The organism is Chondrinema litorale, assembly GCF_026250525.1.
Taxonomy (GTDB): Bacteria; Bacteroidota; Bacteroidia; order Cytophagales; family Flammeovirgaceae; genus Chondrinema; species Chondrinema litorale.
Genome location: NZ_CP111050.1, coordinates 39,967 through 57,199 on the forward strand (window position 1 = coordinate 39,967; position 17,233 = coordinate 57,199).

At 35.9% G+C, this 17,233-nt stretch carries 13 protein-coding genes; 3 read left to right on the top strand and 10 right to left on the bottom strand.

Annotation, left to right across the window (positions count from 1 at the left end):
- Window positions 1-15 precede the first annotated feature (15 nt).
- Window positions 16-690: a hypothetical protein gene (locus tag OQ292_RS29640; protein ID WP_284687905.1), complete on the top strand. Its 675-nt coding sequence runs from the start codon at window positions 16-18 to the stop codon at window positions 688-690.
- A gap of 4 nt (window positions 691-694) precedes the next feature.
- On the opposite strand, the gene OQ292_RS29645 is transcribed toward OQ292_RS29640, so the two are convergent.
- The 10 genes from OQ292_RS29645 to OQ292_RS29690 form a co-directional block, all read right to left on the bottom strand.
- On the bottom strand, window positions 695-1,021 hold the full coding sequence (locus tag OQ292_RS29645) for a hypothetical protein (RefSeq protein WP_284687906.1): 327 nt from the start codon (window positions 1,019-1,021) through the stop codon (window positions 695-697).
- 18 nt (window positions 1,022-1,039) lie between these two features.
- Window positions 1,040-1,813, bottom strand: coding sequence for a toxin-antitoxin system YwqK family antitoxin (locus OQ292_RS29650; RefSeq protein ID WP_284687907.1), 774 nt, complete (start codon window positions 1,811-1,813; stop codon window positions 1,040-1,042).
- A 130-nt stretch (window positions 1,814-1,943) separates the two neighbouring features.
- Window positions 1,944-4,103: a glycoside hydrolase family 9 protein gene (locus tag OQ292_RS29655; protein ID WP_284687908.1), complete on the bottom strand. Its 2,160-nt coding sequence runs from the start codon at window positions 4,101-4,103 to the stop codon at window positions 1,944-1,946.
- Between the two features lie 122 nt (window positions 4,104-4,225).
- Entirely contained in the window at window positions 4,226-5,362 is a 1,137-nt protein-coding gene (locus OQ292_RS29660) for a glycan-binding surface protein (RefSeq protein WP_284687909.1), read from the bottom strand.
- A gap of 32 nt (window positions 5,363-5,394) precedes the next feature.
- A complete protein-coding gene (locus OQ292_RS29665; protein ID WP_284687910.1) occupies window positions 5,395-7,002 on the bottom strand; it encodes a RagB/SusD family nutrient uptake outer membrane protein in 1,608 nt (535 codons plus the stop codon).
- A 39-nt stretch (window positions 7,003-7,041) separates the two neighbouring features.
- Window positions 7,042-10,542 (bottom strand): SusC/RagA family TonB-linked outer membrane protein, encoded by a 3,501-nt coding sequence (locus tag OQ292_RS29670; protein WP_284687911.1) that lies wholly within the window; start codon window positions 10,540-10,542, stop codon window positions 7,042-7,044.
- A gap of 147 nt (window positions 10,543-10,689) precedes the next feature.
- Window positions 10,690-11,697 (bottom strand): FecR family protein, encoded by a 1,008-nt coding sequence (locus OQ292_RS29675; protein WP_284687912.1) that lies wholly within the window; start codon window positions 11,695-11,697, stop codon window positions 10,690-10,692.
- A 184-nt stretch (window positions 11,698-11,881) separates the two neighbouring features.
- Window positions 11,882-12,529, bottom strand: coding sequence for an RNA polymerase sigma-70 factor (locus OQ292_RS29680; RefSeq protein ID WP_284687913.1), 648 nt, complete (start codon window positions 12,527-12,529; stop codon window positions 11,882-11,884).
- 149 nt (window positions 12,530-12,678) lie between these two features.
- Entirely contained in the window at window positions 12,679-13,428 is a 750-nt protein-coding gene (locus OQ292_RS29685) for a hypothetical protein (protein WP_284687914.1), read from the bottom strand.
- 11 nt (window positions 13,429-13,439) lie between these two features.
- The gene (locus OQ292_RS29690; protein ID WP_284687915.1) at window positions 13,440-14,012 is read right to left on the bottom strand and encodes an RNA polymerase sigma factor; all 573 of its coding nucleotides are present in this window, start codon (window positions 14,010-14,012) and stop codon (window positions 13,440-13,442) included.
- Window positions 14,013-14,325: 313 nt separating this feature from the next.
- On the opposite strand from OQ292_RS29690, the gene OQ292_RS29695 reads away from it, so the two are divergent.
- Complete coding sequence (locus OQ292_RS29695; RefSeq protein WP_284687916.1) at window positions 14,326-14,997, top strand: hypothetical protein; 672 nt, start codon at window positions 14,326-14,328, stop codon at window positions 14,995-14,997.
- Window positions 14,994-17,216, top strand: coding sequence for a hypothetical protein (locus OQ292_RS29700; protein ID WP_284687917.1), 2,223 nt, complete (start codon window positions 14,994-14,996; stop codon window positions 17,214-17,216). Before OQ292_RS29695 ends, OQ292_RS29700 begins: the two co-directional genes overlap by 4 nt.
- The last annotated feature ends 17 nt before the right edge of the window (window positions 17,217-17,233 follow it).

A 17,233-nucleotide genomic window follows, 5' to 3' on the forward strand; every position in this document is an offset into this window, starting at 1 on the left:
TAATTAGAAATTCTTATGTCCCTTTTTAGTAAACTACCATATCGTTATTCATTAGAGGATCAAGTTGTTAACCTACTAAAAAACTTACAACGTAATGGAGTTTTGTTTACAATTAATTGGGATACAGGTGGTGGTGAACAAATATTTAATTTTGATTTTTCTGATGAAAATTACTATAGTAAATGCCAACGCTATTCCTATGACAATTTAAAAAAACACATTATCGATAAGTTTAAATTACCCAACGATGGAGAATATTACAATGATGGTGTGGCAAAATTATCTTTAGATGAAAATGATAAGGTTTTAATTACCTATTCAGAGATTGGCCATTACGAAAATTACCTAGAGGAGTATTATATCAATGATATTACAATCGATTACGCTGTTAAAATCAATTTTGATAAATTAAAAATATTAAAATTTAATGGAAGTTTTTCAAACTTACCTATAGCACCAGCAAACTTTTTTTTCATTTCCAAAAAGATTTCGATTTCTGAATCAATACAAAAAGAAATAGAAAACCTTGTCTATAGTCAGTTTTATAAGAACCCAATTTTATCTCAAGACTACATAATGCTCTCATTTAGTGGAGAGATTAATGAGTCTCACATAATTATTAATGATATTTCTTATTACAAATACATAGTTGTAAAATACAATGAAAACAAAGTTGAGTATTTGTTTTAGAAAACTATTCAAACTTTAGCCCCAATTCATTTACATATTCATCTACTTTTTGCCAATTGCTTTTATCGATTTTACTAGTGTCAATTTTGTTGGCGAAATCGATAAAAAAGTAAGTTTGTACTTCAACAATTCTTCTGTTGATTCCAACAGCACCACGATCTTGCATTTGGAACTCTATTCGATGGTTTTGGTCATTATTGTGTCGAAAAATAACTTCTTGGGTTTTCCAAGCAGATAAGTCAAATAGGATTTCAGGATATATGACAAAAAATAGAAAGATAGAGATCAAAACAACTAAGCCAATACCAAGAACTTTTTTTGCGATGCTCATTTGATTTGTGGAAAAGCTTTAAATAACTTTTATCTTTAAATCATTGTTTTTATAGATTGAAACCCCAATATTCTCACCAGAATCTTTATCTAAGTATACAATTACTAGCCCTAACTGATAGTCTCCTTTCTTATCATAGACTCTTTTATATTTGAGGTCTTGACCTGAAGAAATTGAATAAGTAGGAGAATCAAAAAGTTCTTTTTCAGAATCAATAATATTCCCTAGAATGATTTGTATCTTAATATGAGGTGGATTAGGAATCACCTTCAAATCTAAAATCAATGTGTCACCTACTGATAAAATATTATTTTGCAAGTCGTATGTAGTAAATGGATATCCTAAACGAGATCTACTTTCTCCATTTTCCTGATAGTATCTACTATAAACTAAAGTATCATTGTTATAATAGTTGTACATTACGATATTCTCGTTAGGATAATAATCAAATGATTGCCCTTCTTTTTTACCTGATATCCAGTTTATTTCTCTTTTAAAGTTGCCAAGAGAATCATAGTATTTAAATAATCCATATGGCTCGTTATTTTCAAAACTTCCAGATTGTTTTAACTTCCCATTATCATAGTAAAATAGACATTTACCATTCAAAAAACCTTTATCATAATTTAACAAAGCTTTTAAAGTACCATCATCATAAAATTGTTTCTGCTCTCCATTTTCATGGTAAGCTTCTTTAATCCGTAAATTTTCCTGTTCATCATTATTTTGAGAGTTGGAACAACCTAATGAGATTAAGAATAGAACGATAAAATATATATTATAAAATTTCATAGCTACTAAAATCAACAAATATACTTTCGATATATTTTAGTTTTTCAGTAGAAAAGGCTGCTAATTTATTTCTTCCGCAAGTTCTTCATATTTATAAGTTTGAGATGTTTCATGTAACAATATAACAATCCTATCTCCACCAAATCTTAGCTTTAAAAATAGAACCTCTTTGTGTGGTGGCGTGTAGCATATAAACACCTCGGGGTAAAGGGGAATCAATAGCAACATTAAGTCGTAGCTCAGTACTTTTCACTTCTTGTTGCCAGATAGTTTTTCCAGTACTGTCAATCAATTGCAGTTCTTGAATGTGAATTCCATTGGGCACATCTATGTAAAACTTTCCAGATTCCATTGGGTTTGGGTATACCAATAAGTTTCTGTTTTCATCCATCTTTTTATCGGTATTGGTTACCAAATTTTCTGGCAGTTTATCAGAAGCGAATTTGGATAGCAATTGCACCAAACTTGCCTGATAATAAATGGCAGGCTCGGTGATTTCCCAAGAGTTTTCGGGCCAACTGGTGTTCCAATCTCGGTATCTCTTCTGCACAGGTTGGTTTAATGGCGGTTCCAAAGTTGGGCCTGTATAAGCCCCATCGGGAACATAATACAAATTGGCTCCACCAGACAAAATACCCGGAGCTGGTCCCAAGGGAGAAGTATGCGCATTGTCGTAATCTGTACCATCAGAAAACCAATTGTGGTAAATCTCGGCAATAGATTTCTCAGCCCCTAAATCATCCATATTACTCATAAAACACCAAGAAAATGGATTTACCCCCAATAAAAAATGTAGGTAATCTTCCGCCGCAGATTCGTATTGGTCAGTTGATTGATCATTCAAATACAAAGCAGCATTGTAAAATATACTTCCTACATCAGCCTTTTCTTTGTTGGAGCTCCAAACATAATCTTGTTCTTTTAAAAAAGCTCTGTAAGCATCTTCTTGCTGATTTACAGCAGTAAGCAAATCTGCATTATGGTTTTTAAATGAGTTATCAAAAGAAGCTATTATCGCTTGTTTCACTTCAGTGGAGGCATTTTCCAAGGAGCTGTAATACAGCATAATATCTTGAATCGTATTTTCATAAGGGTACCAATAACTCCACTCAAAAGCATGGGTGTTTTGGTAATTTTCTTCAAAAAAGGTTTTATACTTTTCTTTACCAGTTGCAGCAAATAACATGGCAGCAGCTCCGATCTGCCTTGCCATTTGGTTGTACTCATCCACTTCAGGATTAGCACTACTAAAACCCGTATTTTGATAGTTGGAGTATCCGGGGTTTTCTTCCAACCAATTCCATGAGAGCTCAGCGGCTGATAACAAAGTGTCAGCGTAATTACTTAATTGAGCTTGATCTTTATAAAGATTAGCTGCATGCGCCATTATGCTTGCAAAAGTTCTGGTAGCCGAAGCCGAAGCTTCACCATAATATCTTGGACTGGCATCTGAACTTGGCGGGCTTGCAGCTTGAAATTCTGTAACAGCCACTTTGCTCAAAACCTGTCCATCTTCTAACTGCATTTTTAGTAACCAATCCAATTCCCACTTAATCTCATCCAACACATCTGGAACACCATTGCCGCTTTCTGGAATATTGTAATTATCTAAAAATACAGATGGATTTTGCTGATAGGCAAAAAGCAAACTGTGCATAGTATTGTAAGTAAAGTTTACATACTTGTTGTAATCTCCGGCATCGTGCCAGCCGCCAGACAGTTCTTTTTCTGTAGCTGCATCATTTTTGGCGGTTACTAACCTACTGGCTAAATCTTGCGAATTGTGTATGTGGCAAGTGGTTTCATCATTCCATTGTCCAGCATAAGTTGCTAGTTTCGGAGTGCCACAACGCTGATAGTAAAAAGCCCTTACTGCATGCTTTAATACATGACTATAAATGTCTTCATCAACCGTAAAAGCAAAAGACCTTTTATTACTTTCAGCATCATAAACTCTATAATTACCGGGAGCAGTTACCGATGAAAAATCTAACCACCAGACTTTATCGCCAGATTGATCGTGCGTGTCGCCATTGTTCCACATAGTTGGTGTTCCGCTAAAAACCACATTGCCAGAACTGGTCTCTCTAATTTCTAAAGTACTACTCGGCACATAGTTTTCATCTGAATTTACACCTTCTTGTGGGTTGGCAATTACTGCTACTTTGGTATCAGTTGGTCTATAACCAAATTGATTGATCTTAATATTTTCGATTGTTTGTTGAGCCGAAACCATAAAAGGAAAGGCACCACAAAGCATGGCTAATACTAGCTTATAAATTTTTTGCATATTGATTTGAAAGAGATTGAGAGGAATAAAGAAGGATGCGAGTAAAACCTGCATCCTTCGCGATTTGTCCATTAATTATACATCCTCATGGAACTTAAAATATGAAATTGAAAATCTGATATTTACTGAGCACTGACTACTCTCAGGTTGTCGATATTCCAATTGAATACCGGATTGGATTCGTCAGCTCCATCAATTTTGAACACGAAGAGGAAGTCAGCAACGCTTTCGGCACTACTGATGGGAACACCATCTCCGGTTACAAATTCAGATAGAGGTATCGTAATAGTTTGCCATCCTTCGGTTTTAAATGGGGCATCATCCCAAAGTGAAAGGCTGTAATTCCATGTATTGGCTATGGTAATCTGATAGTAGCCTGCTTCGATTTCGGTAGGCACATTTATTTCAAACTTTACTGCTTTATTCTCAGCAGTTCCGCTTACACCGGCTGAACCACAAGTGGTGATTACTCCGGGATCAAACCAACCAGTTTGCCCCATATTTTCTGTTTCTGCATGACCATAATTGCCTGTAATGAGTGGCACTGGCTTAGGGTCTGTATCAACAGAAATAATATTTAACTTTGCCCAACAATCTCTAACACCATCATCTTCGAAGTCGAGTAACAAAGTACCCATATCGTTTATCTCGTATTTGTAGCTGCTCTCACCAAACAAGGTTTTAATGCTGAGTTCTCCACCAGTTGTGCCCTCTCCTACTGTTACCACCAATTGATCTTGGGTTTCAGTAATTACTTCGGCAGCTACACCACCAATGCTCACCTCACTCGAAAAAAAGAAATCTCCATCTATGATAATTGTCTCTCCACCAGAAAGTACTTCGAGAGAAACATTATCAACGACAGGTTCGGGAACTTCTACCTCAAAAGAATAAGTTGCCACACCTCCATCAGTAATTACAGTAATTTCATTGGTGAGTTCTGTAGGCACTTCAGTAGGTACATTTAGAATAATGTTATCATTTCTAACATAGTTAGGATTTACATAAGCTTCTACATTGTTAAATAATACTTGCCTAGTAGAGCCTAAGTTGTCTCCAAGTATCACAATATTCTGACCCAAGGAACCTCCGGTAAAAAGAGAATCTGCCTTTTCAGGATCAGTCATTCTTAAACCATAAATTTCTGGAGCACCGAGTTCATCATCTTCACAAGCATAAAATAGCGCACTTATACATAGCAGGAAAATCCAGTTAGTTTTATTAAACAAGATTCTCAAGGCATTAAAATTATATCTCATCTTCATAGTGTTTGTCGTTAGAAAAAAACTGATTATTCATCGAATTGATAAGGTTCTGCTGCAACATCTGGTGCCAAAAGCGGATTCTTATCCACATCGGTAGACGGAATAGGAAGCATTACCTTATCATCAGTAAGGGAATAGTTAACAGAGTTCACTACATATGCATCTGGATTATTTTCGTCTCCTTCCCAGTCATCGGCAACTTGGTAAGTGCCTTTCTCTTGAGCGCTCACCATGTTGATCATCGCTTGTGCATCGTGGTTATAGTAGCGAAGCAAATCGTACCAATACTGGCTTTCGAAGGCAAACTCAGTTCTTCTTTCTTTCAATAAATCCAGAAAAGAAACACTGGTTTTAGAAGGAAGTCCAGCGCGAGTTCTAACAACATTAAAATATTCTAAAGCTTTTGCATCTGAAGTTTCTGCTTGATCGCCAATGGCTGCTTCAACATAAGTGAGATAAGCATCGGCTAAACGGATCATATAGGTATTAATACCAGTTGACATGAAACACACATCACCATCATTATCTTGTGGAGAGCCAATCACGTATTTTTTGACATGTGTATTTGCAGGGCCTCTACCTTCATTGTCATTCACTATGTCATAATGGTAACCACCATCAGCAGATTTTAACTCACTGTAAAAATCTCCATACTGCATGTAGGTAGCTTTTCTCCTTTTATCATTTTCTTCGAAATCGTTTTGCAGATCGATGGTAGCAGAAGTGTATCCACCCCAGCCGTCTCCAACTCCGGTTAACTCACCAGTTCTTGCCCAATATGCTTGTGTGGTGTTTTGCGTTCCCCAGTCTACACATGCCATCCATTGTAAAGCAAAAAGCGATTCTTGGTTGTTATTATTTGCTGCCATAAAGAGATCGGCATAATTCGGCAACAAGCTACGACCACTATTTACAATTACATCTTCGGCGTAAACTTTCGCATTTTGGTAATCTTTTAAAGTAAGGTAAACTTTAGCCAATAAGGTTTTGGCTGCCCATGTGGTTACTCTTCCTACATCTCTGCCACTGTACTCATCTGCCAAATAAGTTTCTGCATATTTAAGGTCGCGTTCTATTAAAGTATATACATCTTCTACTCGGTTTTTCGGTATTAGTGGGTCGAAGGCATATTTACTATTGTCTTCTATAATTGGCACTTCACCAAAAAGTCTCACCAAATAGAAATAAGCCGTCGCTCGCATAAATTTGCCTTCTCCGACAGCTCTGTTTATAAGTTCTTCTGATACAGATTCACTAGCTTGTTGCGGAACATTTAGGATAACCGAGTTGGCATAAGCGACCACTCTGTATAAAGACTCCCAAGCCTCGAATAAATGTGGGTTATTTTGATTGACACCAAATGTATAAAACTGACCAATGTTTCCATCGTTTGTCCACAAGTTGCCAGACATGGCGTCGCCTATGCTCCAAAGTGCCTTATCGTTTATGGTGAACCAAGGGAAACCATATAGTGCTGCGGTTGCTGCGTTTACTTGTTCTGGATTACTATAGAAATTATCAATTACGAGTTGGTCTTCTGGCGGTCTATCTAAAAAATCTTCGTTGCAACTGCCAGACACCATTAGCAAAATCATTAAGCCCAACAATCTAAATCTTATATGTAGTTTTTTCATTTTCTCGATTTTTAAAATGTTTGATAATGAATGAGCAGATTAGAAATCTACATTTATACCGAAAGTATAGACTCTTGGTAATGGATAGCGACCATTGTCAACTCCTTGTAAAAGTGGATTCTGGTTATAAGCCCCAATTTCAGGATCAAACCCTGTGTAATTTGTTATTGTATAGAGGTTTTGAATATTGGCATAGACTTTCAGCTTTTGTAAACTGATTTTATGTATCAGCTTTTCTGGAAGCGTATAAGCAAGTATGATGTTTTGAATTCTCCAGTAGCTACCATCTTCTACATACCTGTCGGAAATACGGGTATTATTATTTGGATCGGTATTGATAGCTCTTGGCATTTCAGTACCTTCATTAATTACATACACATTTGCTGGGTCGTTGAGCCCAACACTTTCATCGTACATTCCTAATCGAGCTCTATCATTTACAGATTCTAGTTGATTAGCAAAAAGGTTTCTCATTCCTTCTGCATTTCTTCTAGCAAAGTTGTAAATATCATTGCCATAAGAGCCATTGGTAGTAATGGTTAATTCGATACCTTTATAAGAAAAGTGATTATTAAAACCGAAAGTAAAATCTGGGTTCGGGTTGCCAATATTTTCTCGGTCGTTGTCATCCACTACTCCATCATCATTTAAATCTTTAAACCTGATATCGCCCGGATACACGCCAGAAGCTCTATCTACCCTACTATTTTGCTCGGCATGAGCGCTAATTTCTTCGAGATTATTAAAGATTCCATCGGTTCTAAACCCATAAAACATACCCATTGGGTAACCTTCTGTGGTTCTGGTTACCGTATTAAACCATTGCACTGTTTCGAAGATTACACCTGTTTCTCCACCTATATATTTTACTTGATTGATGTTTCGGGAGAACACTACATCAGTTGACCATTCAAAAGCTCCTTTGGTAACATTTACCGTGTTGAGCATAATTTCTACCCCTTTATTTTCTACTTCACCGGCATTTACCCAAGGTTCACTAATGCCCATCCAGCTACCGCCACCCATGTAACTTGGCATTGGTAAAGTAATCAATAGATTGTCTACATTTTTTTGATAAACATCTACAGTAAGGTTTAAGCGACTGGTAAATAATTCGAGGTCGAGACCAAGGTTATACTGTTCTGAAGATTCCCATTGCACTTCTGGATTAGGGATATTGGCAGGTACAAAACCGGTTCCTAATGGAGTTCCTCTAGAAACCATGGCAGCTCCATAAGCATATCCCGGAATACCTTCATTACCTACCATACCCCAACCTAGTCTCAACTTAAATTGGTTGATTGTAGGAACATTAAAAAAATCTTCGTTATTAACCTTCCAAGCAACTGCTGCTGATGGGAAATAACCCCATTTATTACTCGGGCCAAATTTAGACGAACCATCTGCACGCATAGTAAAGGTTAATAGATAGCGATCGTCGAAATCGTAATTTAATCTCCCAAAAACAGACTGTAAAGTTGCACTGCCTTTACCTTGTGAGTTAACCGCTGTGGTAGGATCACCGGCATTTAATTCTTGTATATCGTTTGATACAAAATCTTGTCTGCCAGCCATCATGTTTTCCCAGCTCGACTCCTGAATTTCATGACCCGCCATTAAGGTTAAATTATGGCGATTAAAAAGAGTACGATTAAAGGTGAGGTAATTTTTTAGGATGTAGAACAGGCTTTGATTTTTTCTTCTTCTCGAATTAGCTCTATTGTTCACCACTGTTCCCCATTGATAAGTTGGATTGAAACCATAGTTATCAGAAAACTGCACATCAGCACCTATTTCCGAACGGAACTTTAACCCTTGGAAGAAAGTAATTTCACCATAAAGATTAGTAAGCAAGCGGTTTCTCTTTAATGTTAGATCGCGCTCAAGTGCCATGGCTACCGGATTGGTAATACCTGTATTAGAACCATCTATAGTCGGGCCAGCATAACTTCCATCAATATTATAAACAGGAATATCTGGTGCTTGTGTAATGGCTGTACTAACTACGCCACCTTCATCGTCATTCAAAGTAATACGCTCATCTGTTCGGCTAAACATCATGCTATTACCGATCTTAAACCAATCTTTGGTTTGGTTATCCACATTCATTCTGAGTGAAAAGCGCTCGAAACCCGAACCTATTACAGTACCTTCTTGCTTAAAGTATCCACCTGAAATAGCATATTGCGTTTTTTCACTTCCTCCTAAAACTGAAAGTTGATGACTCTGGATGGCAGCTTCTCTAAATATCTCTTTTTGCCAATTTGTACCATCTCCTAAAAGCGATGGATCCATAAATTCAACTCGTGGTTCAACACCTCTTTCAATGGCTCTCTCGTTTTGGTAGTCTGCATATTCTTGCAGGTTCATCACTTCCAGATATTTGCTTGGCTGCTGAATGCCATAGTAAGCGTCGTAATTAAATTTAGACTCACCAAACTTGCCTCTTTTGGTGGTAATTAAAACTACACCATTGGCAGCTCTCGAACCATAAATGGCGGTTGCAGAGGCATCTTTCAGTACTTCTACCGAAACTATATCTGCGGGGTTAATGGTTGCCAAAGCACTCACTGCTGTTTGGCCATTTCCACCACCAGCCCAATCGAACCCAACAGCAGTACCTCCTGCATCTCCCGAAATCGGAATACCATCTACCACATAAAGTGGTTCGTTGGAACCATTGATAGAGTTTGCACCCCTAATTCTTACGGAGATACCACCACCCGGCTGACCAGAGTTTGTAGTAACTTGTACACCTGCTACTCTACCCTGCAAAGACTGATCTAGTGAGGTGGTCATCATGCTCTTAAGCTTATCGCCAGAAACAGAAACCAATGCTCCAGTTAAATCACTTTTTTTCTGCGTGCCATATCCAACTACTACAACCTCTTCTAATTGGCGGGTATCATCAACTAAAGAAACATCTATTACACTTTGATTACCAACCTCTACTTCAATAGTCTGATAACCAATATAGCTAAATTGTAAAACTGCATCGGTATTAACTTCAATCGCATACTTACCATTAAGGTCAGAGGTTGTACCATTTACTGTTCCTTTAATTAATACACTAACACCGGGCAAAGGCTCACCTTCTCTATCAGATAAAACAGTTCCTGTAATGCGCATTTGTTGCTTCATAGGCTTATCAAACTGTTCTTCTACACGGAGTTGTTGTGGTTTATCAAGTTTTTTAACACTGATGTTGTTGTTTACACGCTTAAAGTAGAGCATGTTGTTTTTAGCAATATCTCTCAGAACTTCAGCTAATGAGCTTTTTGAGTAATTGCTCACAAAGCTGTCTGTAGAAACATCGCTCCTTCGATAAGAGAACATAAAACCTGTTTGTTGCTCCAGATTATTAAATATCTCTTCCAAAGATTGGTCACCTTCTTTGAGGTGCACATATATATTTTCTATACTTTTTTGAGCTTTTCCTGGGCTGGCATGTAATAGTCCCATTAGCAGCACCTGTAGAAAAATACCCAATGTGATATATTGAACCATCTTCAATACTTGTCGTAAAAAAATCATTTTCATACTTTTGCTTTAGTGGTGAATAATAAGTAACCATTCCAACTCCTGCTTCAAGCATCCCGACCGGCCAAAGTTTGGATATCATTGCAGGGTTGAAAATTGAGACCAACTGTACATTCTGCAGTTGGTTTTTTTCATAGAATTTATCTTTCAATTCATAAGCAGCACTTTTTTATTTTGGTAATCGATCTGATATTTAAAATCAAATGTATGGCTAAGGTTTTCCATCACATTTGTTAGAGACTCGTTTTGAAAAACAGAATAATAATCGTGAGTTGTTGGCTCATTAAAATCGATAGATTTTTCGAATGTAAAGCCAAACCATTTTTCTAATTGGTTGAGTACTTCTTTAAGGCTTGCTTCTTTAAAAACTAGCTTTCCATCTTTCCAGCCAAATACAAGTGTTGCATCAAACTTGGTTTTACTTATGTTACCATTTGCTGTTTGTACAGTTGCCAAATCTTCTGGTAAAAGAAAAACTTGCTGCTGGTTTAAAGTATCTGTTACTTTTACTTTGCCAGTTAAAACTGCCACCTTTACTTCGCTTAACGAAGATGCTTGCACATTAAATGAAGTACCTAACACAGTGGTGTTTATGTTGCCAGTAGTAATTACAAATGGCTTTTGGGGATTTTTAGCTACATCGAAAAAGGCCTCACCGGTTAAAGTAACTCGTCTTTCATTACCGGTAAATTCTTCAGGATAAGTTAATTTACTTCCAGAGTTTAGCTTTACTTGGGTACCATCTGCCAATCTAATATTTACCTTAGAGCCATAGTCGGCATTGCTTTCTATAATCTTGGCAATATGGTTTATTGATTGATAATAGTTTGCATTCCAAAATAAGAACACAGAGGTTAAAATAAAGGCAATTGCTGCCGCCCAATACAAATATGGTTTTGAGTTTTTGGGAATCGGTTTAACAGGTGTTTCGTTAATTGCTGATCCATTAAAATCGATATGATTAGATAACTTTTGCCAACTACTTTGCTCAACCTTAGAAAGGTTTTCGTGCGATTCTTCCCAAAAGTTTTTGATCTGCTGAAATACAACTTTGTTTTCTTCACTTTCACTCAACCATTGTTTTACTTCTGCTTTTTCAGCAGTATTTGCTTCTCCTGAGATATATTTCCCAATTAAACTTTCTATCTGTTGCATAAGTTGTTACGAAAAAAAATTTCAAAGGCTAGTAAGTGAAATTAATACAAATCGCAGTTGCTTAAATCGAGTTAAGCAGAATATGCATGTTTTAATAAAAGAGGTAATGCCCCGATAGATAAATACCAGGACAAAACTCTTTTATTTATCATACCCTATTTGTTTAGACAGAAAAGATGAAGAATTACACTAGTAGGAAATGAAAAAATTTTGCAAAAAGTAAAAAAAGTGCCCACATGGCTATTTTAACTACCATTCCTTTGTTGTTTTTAAACTTCTTGCTCAGCTCAGTTCTTAGCAGTTTTACAGCTTTAGTAATATGATTATCAACTGTATTTACGGAGATGTTCAAAATATCAGCTACTTCTTTGTAGCGCAAACCATCTTCTTTTACAAGTTTAAAAACTTTGCGACACTGTAAAGGGAGGTTACTTATTAGTTGCTGAAGCTCTTCATTGAGCTCGTTATATAAGAGGCGATCTTCGGGTGTTTCAGCATCAATCAGAATAAGCTGATCTGTTATAGAATTTGTTTTATAGGAATTTTTAAATGATTTTTTCTGCAAATAATTAATTGTCTGGTTTCTAGTAATGATGTACAAATATGAATTTAGATTGTCTATTTCATTTAGAGAGGCTCTTTTGTTCCATACTTTTAAAAATACATCACTTACAATTTCTTCAGCATCTTGCGATGTACTGATAAATTGCTTTGCAAAAAGATACAATCGTTTAAAATAGTCTTCGTGCAGTTTCCGAAATACGGCTTTATCTTCTTTTATTGCCTGCATGTTGCTCAAACCTGAGAAACAATACTGAGCTGTAGTTTTCATATTTACTCCCCTTATCAAGGTATATTGTTGTTTTTCTAGTAATTCAATTTACATATTTTACTTTAAAAACAAAGTATAAAATACATAAGAGTTTTAAACATTAACACATTAAGAAATGATCATTTACTATAAATAATTAGTATTCAGTACTATAGTTTATTCAGCAATTCAGTAGCAGCTTTATTTTTATAATGCTGTTCATTTTCAGAAATCGATTCTAAAATAGCTTTTGCTTCTTTTAGTTTACCTACTTGTAAATTTGCCAAAGCCAAGTACCAATCTATATTTTGTGCTAAGCCCGGCATTGCATTTTCACTTTTTAAATCATCCAACTTTTCTATAGCTTCATTTCCCGAATCTGTCGCTAATAAGGCAATCGCCCAATAGAAATTATCTATAGTAGAAATATCTGTTGCAGGAGTTTGCTCAAAAAGTGAAACTGCCTTTTCGTAATCTCTATTTTGGTAGGCTTTCATTGCATCAGACATTTCATTATTTTCATCTGCAGAGCGAAAAGCATCTACCTGATAAGGCTCGAAATAGGCTACAAATAATTGATCGCCAGAATAAGTCTGAGTTTTATTTAATAGAAAGATTAAGCCCAACAACATAACAAAAACCACCGAAGCAGCAATGCCAAATCGCAAATAGTTCGCATTAATTATCTTCTTATTTTCGGCTTCAAACTGATCTGGATTTTGTAAGTTTTCTAAAGTATTTATGAGTTGCTGGTAATGCTCATCTCCTAAAGAAGACGCCATTTCTTTATGCATCAACACTTCTTTTTTTAATGCTTTATCTTGTTGCATTTTTTGCTCAAACTCGGCATGTTCAGCTTCGATTAATTCTTTATTCAGGTATTTTTCAATCTGCTCGTATAAAGATGATTTTTCGCTCATCTGCTTCTTATTTAAAATTTTAATTCTTTAAAATATGGATCGTTTTTAATAGCAACAATTAGTTTTTCCTTGCATTCAAATTTCCTTTTCTTCACATATTTCTCAGTGATATTGAGCTTAACAGCAATCTCTTTCATCTTCACTTTCGCAAAAAACATTTTCAAAATACTTTGGCATTGCTCACCTAAATTGAGAAAATGTTTGCGATATATTTTTTCCCTTAAAACTTCTGTTAGTACATCTTCTATCTGCTCTTCTAACAACATGTTTTCATCTTCGTTTACCTCCACATTAAGCTCTCTTTTGTCTCTTATTTTAGTTAACCACATGTTTCTACAAATAGCTATTATAAAAGAGTTTAATGAAACAGTTAAGACCAAATCATTGGCTTTTACTTTTTTGTACAAAACCAGTATAGCATTTTGAAAAACATCTTTTGCATCTGATTCTGTACCACCTCTTTGCTTAATAAATGAGATTACTCCAGATTGGTATGCATCATACATTTGTTGAATTAAGGCTCTATCTGCTTTTAAAAGACCTTCTAATAATTCTTGCTCCCTTTTATTTAAAGTCTTCAGCATAATATTTCTTTATAGCCCAAAAGGTTACCCAAACAAATAATAATTTCTAAACCATAATTCAATCTTACAAACTTAATACTCAGTAAAATTTATTAACTTGAAATAGCCCAATAATCTTTTTAAAAAAAAATTGAAGATTTGGGGGTAACCTTTCTTTATGTAATGCAATCAGCTTTTACAGCATATCGGAATTAATTTTTCCTGTGCGAGAATTCTACTAACGATAAAAGCACATTGGTAAAACCAACCAATACTAGTAATCCAATCTACATTATACCTGCTATGTATTTTAATCTGTCTGATTTAAAAAAATATGACTGCATACAGAAAATGCTTACTAATAGTAGTGCTGTTTACATTCTTCAAATTCAATGCTGATGCACAAGGTGGTTATCCTTATTTAGAAGTTGGCGGTGGATTTGGCTTCTGGAAACAATCTTTACAATCTGAATTTGACTCAAAACAAATTCCCTTTTACGGTTTTGTCGAATATGGAAATACGCTAAGTAAATTACAATATGGCTTAGGCATAAATATGCATGCTGGTTTTAGTTTCGAGAACTTTACCTTGCAACCACAATTTGCTGAGTTATATGTAAAATATACTTTAGCAACCCTCGACAAAGTAAATAACAATTTCCAACTTTTCGGGAAAATTGGTGGTGCATTTTGGCAAACCACTCTTACAGATTTAGGCAAACCCGGAATCGTAAACTTTGAGCACAAAGAAGAAAATGCGAACGGACTCGGTATGGTAGCGGGAACTGGCTTGGCCATTCATGCAGGAAAGTTAACCGTTGCGCCTTTGTTAAGCATCTTTTTAGGCGGACAAGGCGAATACCTTGCAGGTCAGTTTGAGAAGCAAAACATCAATGTGGGCTATTATCAGGCTGCCATTCAGTTTAGCTATAGATTTTATCTCAAAAAAGGAGCAACTGACAATCAAAAAATTATATGCCCTCCATCAATTAAGATTTCCAGATGAAAAAATTTACACTTACACCAACTTACCAGTTTAGTATACTCTTTTTTATTGCTTTTTTCTTTACACAATGTGAGCTTGTAAAAGAAGATGAATTTGAACCTTACGATATTTTTGAAGAGGAAAATGTAGACGATCTTACCAATGGTAAAAACCTAGATGATTTAATAATTGATGGAGATGTAGTTGTACTACCTGTAGAAAATATTTGTAGTAATAACCGCCTTTTTGTAAATGGTGAACGCATCAATTCCAATGAACTAGGCTATAAAATTAAAGGAACCATTTTTTCTGAATCTTCAATTGGCAATGTGGCAGTAACCAGTGGTGAGTTTGATCTTATTAGAGACACAGAAGGTAATGTAATTTCTTTTGAAGGATATGGAAATGCGCAAATTCCCAATGCAGGTTTCTTAAATGATGTAGTAGTAATGGCTGATATTTATGGCTCGCAAACTACTTATGCTGCGGCTTCTTTATTTAAAGAAGATAATCCCAAACTGCCTTTTATAGACGAGCAGTGTTATTTCAATTTTAACTTAGATCCAATAGACAATTCTGGTATAGAAGAAGACGAAGCCATCTCTAGTATAAGAAAGTCTTTCTTCAATTTTGGTAGTATTTTTTATAACCCAACCGATCCGGCAGTTTTATTTCATGGTGATGTTTTGATAGAAAATGTAGATCAAAGACAAGATCAACCAGATAACAATAAAGCCCAACCAGTTGACTCCAAAAACAGCAAAACAAAAAAATTCAAACTCAAGCCCGGATTCAAAATGATTTCTGATGTAGGTGTAGGTATTTCTCTAAATAGAAACTTTGCCTATACACCTCTAACTTTTAGTAATGAACTTGAAACTAAAGTAGGAGGCACAAACTTCGAAGCATTCAATGGTTCATTTTATCTTTCCGGTCGTATACCTCTTGGTCAATACCCATTAGAGTTTGAAGGTGAAACAGTTTTTTATGGTGGCCCCTCTCCTCTCGGTATTCTAGATTTATTTAGCAATGGGCTAGATCAAGGTTTATATCAGCAAGGTGTAAACGGAAAATTATTTTTCGACCATGCATTACTTTCTTTGTTCCCAACAGATTTAAGTATGGAATTAGGCAGAGCTAGCTTACAATTAAATGCAAACCCTAGTAATCCATTTCTCCGATTTGCTGGCGAATACGATATTGATCCTTTGGTGTTTTTCAGAAAGTTATTGGGCGAAAGTGCTGTACAATATATCCCATCCATTGCTAGAACTGGGCAAATGTATGTGAGTATTGGGAAGTTAGAAGATTGGGAGTTTTATATGATGAATGATATTCAATTAAGAATTGCTGGATTAGATAATCAATCATTAAGTAAATCTTATTTCCATTTTACACCTGAGCAAATTGAAATAGGTGGCGAAACTAATCTACCCTTTGGTTTAGCAGGAATTGAAGTAAAAGGCTACCTACAAAACGATGGTTCTTTCTTATTAAGTGGCAATGCCAATGTAGATGTAGACTTTGGAGATGGAGTTTCTCTAAATGGAGATTTAACACTTGAAGTCTCAAACTCAGGAGCCTTTTTAAGTGGCGAATTAACACTGCCGGGAGCCGTTGCTGGTATCTCAGTGAAAGGGCACATTACTAAAGATGAAATCTATTTAGAAGGTGAAGGAAATGTAAATATTACTTTCGGCCCGAATGCAACTTTAGCATCTAATCTACATGTAAAAGCATCGAGCTCAGAAGGTATCTTTATTGATGGTTTCTTAAAAACACCAATGCAAGTGGCAGAGGTAGCAGTGAGTGGAGAAATTTCGGCAAGAGGTTTAGCACTATCTGGCATGATTAGCGGTAAACTAGATTATGGCCCGGCAGCACTTCAATCTAACCTTACTTTAGATGCATCAACTTGGGGTGGTGCAAAACTTAGTGGCATGATCGATGTTCCTTTACAAATTATAGGTGGTGAACTAGAAGCATATGGAGAAATCTTAACTGCTAATACTTTTAAATTAGGAGCAAGCACAAGAGTTACCTTAGGTTTTGAAAGTTTCGCTTCTGTCTCGCCAATGGTAAACTTTGCCTTCTCACAAGATGAAATTGAAATAGCTGCGGAAGCGGAGTTCTGTGCAGTAGATGCATGTACTACGGCTGGGCTTAAGTTCAATCCAAATTGGGCAACAGGCGATGTAGAAATTTGTGTTACTCCATTTGCAGTTGAGCTCTGTTTGTAAACAATTAAAATACGATT

Coding starts and splice junctions, on each gene's coding strand:
- OQ292_RS29660 (WP_284687909.1), bottom strand. CDS start 5,362: ATGAGATATAATTTTAATGCCTTGAGAATCTTGTTTAATAAAACTAAC.
- OQ292_RS29645 (WP_284687906.1), bottom strand. CDS start 1,021: ATGAGCATCGCAAAAAAAGTTCTTGGTATTGGCTTAGTTGTTTTGATC.
- OQ292_RS29650 (WP_284687907.1), bottom strand. CDS start 1,813: ATGAAATTTTATAATATATATTTTATCGTTCTATTCTTAATCTCATTA.
- OQ292_RS29665 (WP_284687910.1), bottom strand. CDS start 7,002: ATGAAAAAACTACATATAAGATTTAGATTGTTGGGCTTAATGATTTTG.
- OQ292_RS29640 (WP_284687905.1), top strand. CDS start 16: ATGTCCCTTTTTAGTAAACTACCATATCGTTATTCATTAGAGGATCAA.
- OQ292_RS29655 (WP_284687908.1), bottom strand. CDS start 4,103: ATGCAAAAAATTTATAAGCTAGTATTAGCCATGCTTTGTGGTGCCTTT.
- OQ292_RS29670 (WP_284687911.1), bottom strand. CDS start 10,542: ATGAAAATGATTTTTTTACGACAAGTATTGAAGATGGTTCAATATATC.
- OQ292_RS29695 (WP_284687916.1), top strand. CDS start 14,326: ATGACTGCATACAGAAAATGCTTACTAATAGTAGTGCTGTTTACATTC.
- OQ292_RS29700 (WP_284687917.1), top strand. CDS start 14,994: ATGAAAAAATTTACACTTACACCAACTTACCAGTTTAGTATACTCTTT.
- OQ292_RS29685 (WP_284687914.1), bottom strand. CDS start 13,428: ATGAGCGAAAAATCATCTTTATACGAGCAGATTGAAAAATACCTGAAT.
- OQ292_RS29680 (WP_284687913.1), bottom strand. CDS start 12,529: ATGAAAACTACAGCTCAGTATTGTTTCTCAGGTTTGAGCAACATGCAG.
- OQ292_RS29675 (WP_284687912.1), bottom strand. CDS start 11,697: ATGCAACAGATAGAAAGTTTAATTGGGAAATATATCTCAGGAGAAGCA.
- OQ292_RS29690 (WP_284687915.1), bottom strand. CDS start 14,012: ATGCTGAAGACTTTAAATAAAAGGGAGCAAGAATTATTAGAAGGTCTT.